Source organism: Streptomyces sp. 8L (assembly GCF_020176795.1).
GTDB lineage: Bacteria > Actinomycetota > Actinomycetes > Streptomycetales > Streptomycetaceae > Streptomyces.
Window position 1 is genome coordinate 9,437 of the sequence record NZ_JAIUKE010000255.1, and the last position, 6,414, is coordinate 15,850.

Annotated in this window: 4 protein-coding genes; 2 read left to right on the plus strand and 2 right to left on the minus strand. The window is 70.2% G+C overall.

Annotated elements, in window-relative coordinates:
- Positions 1-50: 50 nt before the first annotated feature.
- Positions 51-740, minus strand: a complete 690-nt coding sequence (gene grpE / locus LCE31_RS21375) for a nucleotide exchange factor GrpE (protein WP_225016541.1) — start codon at positions 738-740, stop codon at positions 51-53.
- Complete coding sequence (dnaK, locus tag LCE31_RS21380) at positions 737-2,608, minus strand: molecular chaperone DnaK (RefSeq protein ID WP_225016543.1); 1,872 nt, start codon at positions 2,606-2,608, stop codon at positions 737-739. The genes grpE and dnaK overlap by 4 nt, the downstream gene beginning before the upstream one ends.
- 381 nt (positions 2,609-2,989) lie before the next feature.
- On the opposite strand from dnaK, the gene LCE31_RS21385 reads away from it, so the two are divergent.
- Both LCE31_RS21385 and LCE31_RS21390 read left to right on the plus strand, forming a co-directional pair.
- Complete coding sequence (locus LCE31_RS21385; protein WP_225016545.1) at positions 2,990-3,832, plus strand: sugar transferase; 843 nt, start codon at positions 2,990-2,992, stop codon at positions 3,830-3,832.
- A gap of 166 nt (positions 3,833-3,998) precedes the next feature.
- Positions 3,999-6,299 (plus strand): (Fe-S)-binding protein, encoded by a 2,301-nt coding sequence (locus LCE31_RS21390; protein WP_225016547.1) that lies wholly within the window; start codon positions 3,999-4,001, stop codon positions 6,297-6,299.
- Positions 6,300-6,414: the final 115 nt, after the last annotated feature.

Consider the following 6,414-nt stretch of genomic DNA (forward strand, 5'->3'; position numbering starts at 1 on the left):
CGGGTGTCCCCGCTCGCGCGGTCACCTCCGCCGCACCGGCCGCCGCCGTGTCAGCCCTCGTCCGGGCCACCGTTCTCCTTCGTGGGCTTCCCGTCGTCCGCGCCGGCCTCGGAGCCCTCGCCCGCCGCGTCCTCGTCGGACGCCTTGGGCTGCGCCCCCGGCTGGGGCTCGGCCACGGCGACCCGTGCGGGCCTGATGGTCCGCTCGCCGAACCGATACCCCGGCTGGAGGATCGCGACGCAGGTCGTCTCCGTGACGTCCGGTGCGTACGAGTGCATCAGGGCCTCGTGGATCGTCGGGTCGAAGGGCTCGCCCTCCTCGCCGAACTGCTGGAGACCCAGCTTCGCCGCGACCGCCTCCAGCGACTCCCCCACCGACTTGAACCCGCCGACCAGCTCGTCGTGTTCCCGCGCCCGGCCGATGTCGTCGAGCACGGGCAGCAGCTCGGTCAGCAGATTCGCCACGGCGATCTCGCGCACGGTCACCCGGTCGCGCTCCACCCGACGGCGGTAGTTCTGGTACTCCGCCTGGAGGCGCTGGAGGTCCGCGGTGCGCTCACCGAGCGCGGTGCGCACCTGGTCCAGCTGCGCGGTCAGTGCCGCCTTGTCCTGTACGTCCCCGGCCTGGGCCGCCTGGCCGGACTCCGCGGAGCCCGGCCCTGCGCCCTTCGGCGCGTCGTCGGGGTCGGCGCCGGAGGGGACGTCGGGCTTCTCCTCGAAGCCCGGAGTCTCCTCCGTCACGCGGCACCGCCCTTGCTGTCGCGCTCGTCGTCCACGATCTCGGCGTCGACGACGTCGTCCTGGCCGTCGGCGGCCTGGCCGGCACCCTCGGCGCCGCCCTCGGCACCCGCCGCGCCCGCGGCGGCACCGTCGGCCCCCGCGTTCGCGTACATGGCCTGGCCGAGCTTCTGGGAGACGGCGGCGACCTTCTCGGTGGCCGTACGGATCTCGGCGGTGTCCTCGCCCTTCAGCTTCTCCTTCAGGTCGCCGATGGCGGTCTCGACCTCGGTCTTGACGTCACCGGGGACCTTGTCCTCGTTGTCCTTGAGGAACTTCTCGGTCTGGTAGACGAGCTGCTCGCCCTGGTTGCGGGTCTCGGCGGCCTCGCGGCGCTTGTGGTCCTCGTCCGCGTACTGCTCGGCCTCCTGGCGCATCCGGTCGACCTCGTCCTTCGGCAGCGAGGAGCCGCCGGTGACGGTCATCTTCTGCTCCTTGCCCGTGCCCAGGTCCTTCGCGGTCACGTGCATGATGCCGTTGGCGTCGATGTCGAAGGACACCTCGACCTGCGGGACTCCGCGGGGGGCCGGCGGCAGGCCGCTCAGCTCGAACATCCCGAGCTTCTTGTTGTACGCCGCGATCTCGCGCTCGCCCTGGTAGACCTGGATCTGCACCGACGGCTGGTTGTCCTCGGCCGTCGTGAAGATCTCGGAGCGCTTCGTCGGGATCGTGGTGTTGCGCTCGATCAGCTTGGTCATGATGCCGCCCTTGGTCTCGATGCCGAGGGACAGCGGGGTCACGTCGAGGAGCAGGACGTCCTTGACCTCACCCTTGAGGACACCGGCCTGGAGGGCGGCGCCGATGGCGACGACCTCGTCCGGGTTGACGCCCTTGTTGGCGTCCTTGCCGCCGGTCAGCTCCTTGACGAGCTCCGCGACGGCGGGCATACGGGTCGAACCGCCGACGAGGACGACGTGGTCGATCTCGCTCAGCTGGATGCCGGCGTCCTTGATGACGTTGTGGAACGGGGTCTTGCAGCGCTCCAGCAGGTCCGAGGTCAGCTGCTGGAACTGGGCGCGCGTGAGCTTCTCGTCCAGGTGCAGCGGGCCCTCGGCGGACGCCGTGATGTAGGGCAGGTTGATCGTGGTCTCCGTGGAGGAGGACAGCTCGATCTTCGCCTTCTCAGCGGCCTCGCGGAGGCGCTGGAGGGCCATCTTGTCCTTGCTCAGGTCCACGCCGTGCGCGTTCGAGAACTGCTTGACCAGGTAGTCGACGACACGCTGGTCCCAGTCGTCACCACCGAGGTGGTTGTCACCGTTGGTGGCCTTCACCTCGACGACGCCGTCGCCGATCTCGAGCAGCGACACGTCGAACGTGCCACCACCGAGGTCGAAGACCAGGATGACCTGGTCGTCCTTGTCGAGGCCGTACGCCAGAGCGGCCGCCGTCGGCTCGTTGACGATGCGCAGGACGTTCAGGCCCGCGATCTCGCCGGCCTCCTTCGTCGCCTGGCGCTCCGAGTCGTTGAAGTACGCGGGAACGGTGATCACCGCGTCGGCGACCTTCTCGCCCAGGTACGCCTCGGCGTCCCGCTTCAGCTTCTGCAGCACGAAGGCCGAGATCTGCTGCGGGTTGAAGTCCTTGCCGTCGAGGTTGATCTTCCAGTCGGTGCCCATGTGGCGCTTGACCGACCGGATGGTCCTGTCGACGTTGGTGACCGCCTGGCGCTTCGCGACCTCGCCGACGAGCACTTCGCCGTTCTTGGCGAAGGCGACGACGGACGGCGTGGTCCTGGCGCCTTCGGCGTTGGTGATGACGGTGGGCTCGCCGCCTTCGAGAACGCTGACGACGGAGTTAGTCGTGCCCAGGTCGATGCCGACCGCACGTGCCATTTCGATTCCTCCAGCTGACTTGAGTGCAACAGGCTCAAGGATGCAACACGGATCGCACCCTGTCAAAGGACCTGAGCGAAGGCGGCTCAACTATTGTGCGGAGCCCTTGCGAGGGGCGGGTCCGACCTGGGCCGATGCGGGCACTTCCGGCTCGCCTTCGGCGTACGGCACACCCTTCGGCCCCGTCCGGAAGAGCCCGCCGGCACCCCACCGGCACCCCGCCGGCACCCCTTCCGGAAGGCCCCGCCGACACCGCCGGGCGCCACGCACACCGCGTACGCCACGACGGACACCGCCGACGCCACGGGAACGGCGGGCGCGCGTGCGATCGTTCTGTGAAACCGGCGAAATTCACATATCGGATGGAACGGACAGCTGCCCATGCGGCTCGATCAGCACCCGGAACCCCCGGCCGCCACCACGCCCCCGCACGGGCCCGCACCGCGGCGCGCCCGCGCCCTCTCCCTGGGAGAACGCCCGCCGGACCCGAAACGTGCCCTCGACCTCGCCCTCGGCACACTCCTGCTGCTGGCGGCCGCGCCGCTCCTCGCGACAGCGGCGCTCGTCCTCGCCGTACGCGCCCTCACCGGAAGGGACGCGGGGGAATGCGCGACAAGGGGCGCCGGAGACGGCGCGACGCGGGGCGCGCCCCCGGCCCTGCGGGGCCGCGTCTTCCGCAAGGAAGAGGTGGTCGGACTGCACGGCCGGCCGTTCACGCTGCGGTCGCTGCGCACCCGGCGGCTCCGCCTCGACCTGCTGTCCCGGCTGCCCGAGGTCGTACGCGGCCGGATGTCGCTCGTCGGCCCCGCGCCTCTGCCCAGGGGCCACCGGCGCACGCACTGCGCCTGGCGGAGCACCGTACGGCCGGGGCTGACCGGCCTCGCCCAGGTGCGGCGCGCTTCACGCCTGCCCTGGGACGAGGCCCCGCTGCTCGACCAGCACTATGTGGAGCACTACTGCCTGGCCGGAGACCTGGCACTGCTGGCCGCCTCCCTGCGCGCCCTCTCGCCGCGGGCCGGCCGGTCCGCGCCGCGCGCGCGGCGCGGCGGCCCCGCGATGGTGCCGCGAGCGCGGCGGCGGCCGCTGCTCGCCGGACTCCCGCGGGCCGCGGACCACGCCCGCCCGAGGGCGGCGGCGGCCGCGTGGCGCGGGCGGTGGGGTCCTGGCCCCGCGCACGGGGGTGCCACCCGGGTTCGCGCACCGCGCACGGACGTGTCACGGTGAGCGACGCAGATCACCGGTCACGGCGTTACATTGCGGCCGGATAAGTGGGTACGCTCAGTGCGGACCGATTAAGTTACCGCTTAGTAAGAAGCAGTAGGAAGCTGAGCGGCCGCAGCGTGCGGAATCCTGCGGACCCTCCTTACCTCGCAGGCCCGAGGAGCCCTCCATGCAACTCGCCGCGATCATCGTGTCGCTGGTGCTCGCCGTCGTCGGTGTGGCGCTGTTCTCCCGCGCCATCGCGCAGATCTTCACCTTCGTACGGCTCGGCCAGTCCGTCCCCGCGGGCACGCGCACGGACGAACCCGCCACCCGCACCATGACCGTGGCCAGGGAGTTCCTCGGCCACACGCGCATGAACCAGTGGGGCGTCATCGGCGTCGCGCACTGGTTCGTGGCGGTCGGCTTCTTCTCGCTGATCCTCACGCTGATCAACGCGTTCGGCCAGATCTTCCAGGCCGACTGGCTCCTGCCGGTGATCGGGAACTGGGCGCCCTACGAGGTCTTCGTCGACCTCATCGGCGTGCTGACGACCCTCGGCATCCTGGTGCTGATCGTCATCCGCCAGCTCTCCCGCCCCGGCCGCGCCGAGCGCAAGTCCCGCTTCGCGGGATCGAACTTCGGCCAGGCGTACTTCGTCGAGGCCGTCATCCTGATCATCGGCCTGTGCATCCTGGCGCTGCGCGGCCTGGAGGGCTCGCTGCACCACGAGACCTCGTACACCGTCTCGTACCTGCTCTCCTACCCGCTCGTCGCCGCCTTCCGGGGGCTCGGCACCGGCACCCAGCAGAACCTCGTCTACCTGTTCGCGATGATCAAGCTCGGGACGTCCTTCGTCTGGATGATCACCGTCGCGCTCAAGACCGACATGGGTGTCGCCTGGCACCGCTTCCTCGCCTTCCCGAACATCTGGTTCAAGCGGCGGGCGGACGGCGGAACGGCGCTCGGCCCGCTCCAGCCGATGGCGAGCGGCGGCAAGGTCATCGACTTCGAGACGGTCTTCGACGACGAGGAGGGCGCAGAGGAGACCGTCTTCGGCGTCTCCGCGATCGAGGACTTCTCCTGGAAGGGCATCCTCGACTTCTCCACGTGCACCGAGTGCGGGCGCTGCCAGTCGCAGTGCCCCGCCTGGAACACCGGCAAGCCCCTCTCGCCGAAGCTCCTGATCATGTCGCTGCGCGACCACGCCCACGCGAAGGCCCCGTACCTCCTCGCGGGCGGCGGCAAGAACGCCGAGGGCGAGGAGAAGGCGAGCGCCGAGCAGCTGGCCGGCGTCCCCGCCACCGCGCTCGCCGAGGCCGAACGCCCGCTGATCGGCACGCTGGCGGAGAACGGCGTCATCGACCCGGACGTGCTCTGGTCCTGCACGACCTGCGGCGCGTGCGTCGAGCAGTGCCCCGTCGACATCGAGCACATCGACCACATCGTCGACATGCGCCGCTACCAGGTGATGATCGAGAGCGCCTTCCCGAGCGAGGCCGGCACGATGCTCAAGAACCTGGAGAAGCGCGGCAACCCGTGGGGCCTCGCCAAGAAGCAGCGCCTGGAGTGGACCAAGGGCCTCGGCTTCGACGTACCGGTCGTCGGTAAGGACGTGGAAGACCTCTCCGAGGTCGACTACCTGTACTGGGTCGGCTGCGCGGGCTCCCTCGAGGACCGCGCGAAGAAGACCACCAAGGCCTTCGCGGAACTGCTGCACATCGCGGGCGTCAAGTTCGCGATCATGGGCGGCGACGAGAAGTGCACCGGCGACTCTCCCCGCCGCCTCGGCAACGAGCCGCTGTTCCAGCAGCTCGGCCAGGAGAACGTCGCGATGCTGAACATGGCGTTCGGCGAATCCCTCGACGAGGACGGACGGGTCGACGAGTCGACGAGGAAGCCGAAGGCGTCGAAGAAGATCGTCGCGACCTGCCCGCACTGCTTCAACACCATCGCGAACGAGTACCCGCAGCTCGGCGGCGAGTACGAGGTCATCCACCACACACAGCTGCTCCAGCACCTCGTGGACGACGGCAAGCTGGTTCCGGTCACCCCGGTCGAGGGCCTCATCACCTACCACGACCCGTGCTACCTGGGACGCCACAACAAGGTCTACACGCCGCCGCGCGAGATCATCGCGAACGTGCCCGGCCTGCGCAGCGAGGAGATGCACCGCCACAAGGAACGCGGCTTCTGCTGCGGCGCGGGCGGCGCGCGCATGTGGATGGAGGAGCGCATCGGCAAGCGCGTCAACAACGAGCGCGTGGACGAGGCGCTGTCCCTGAACCCGGACATCATCTCCACCGCCTGCCCGTTCTGCCTCGTCATGCTGACGGACTCCGTCAACGGCAAGAAGAACGACGGCAAGGCGGCGGAATCACTCCAGGTCGTCGATGTGGCGCAGCTGCTGCTCGACTCGGTGAAGGCCCCGGCCGACCCGGCGGGCACGGCCGAAGCGGCCAGCGCACCGGAACCCGAGCCGGTGAAGTGACGGGACGGCTGCCGGCGCAGAGGTGGGGGGGGGCGGGGGGGGGGGGGGCCGCGCCGGGGGGGGGGCGCGGCGGGGCACAAGACGGGCCCGCCGCTTCAGCTGCAAACCGCCCATC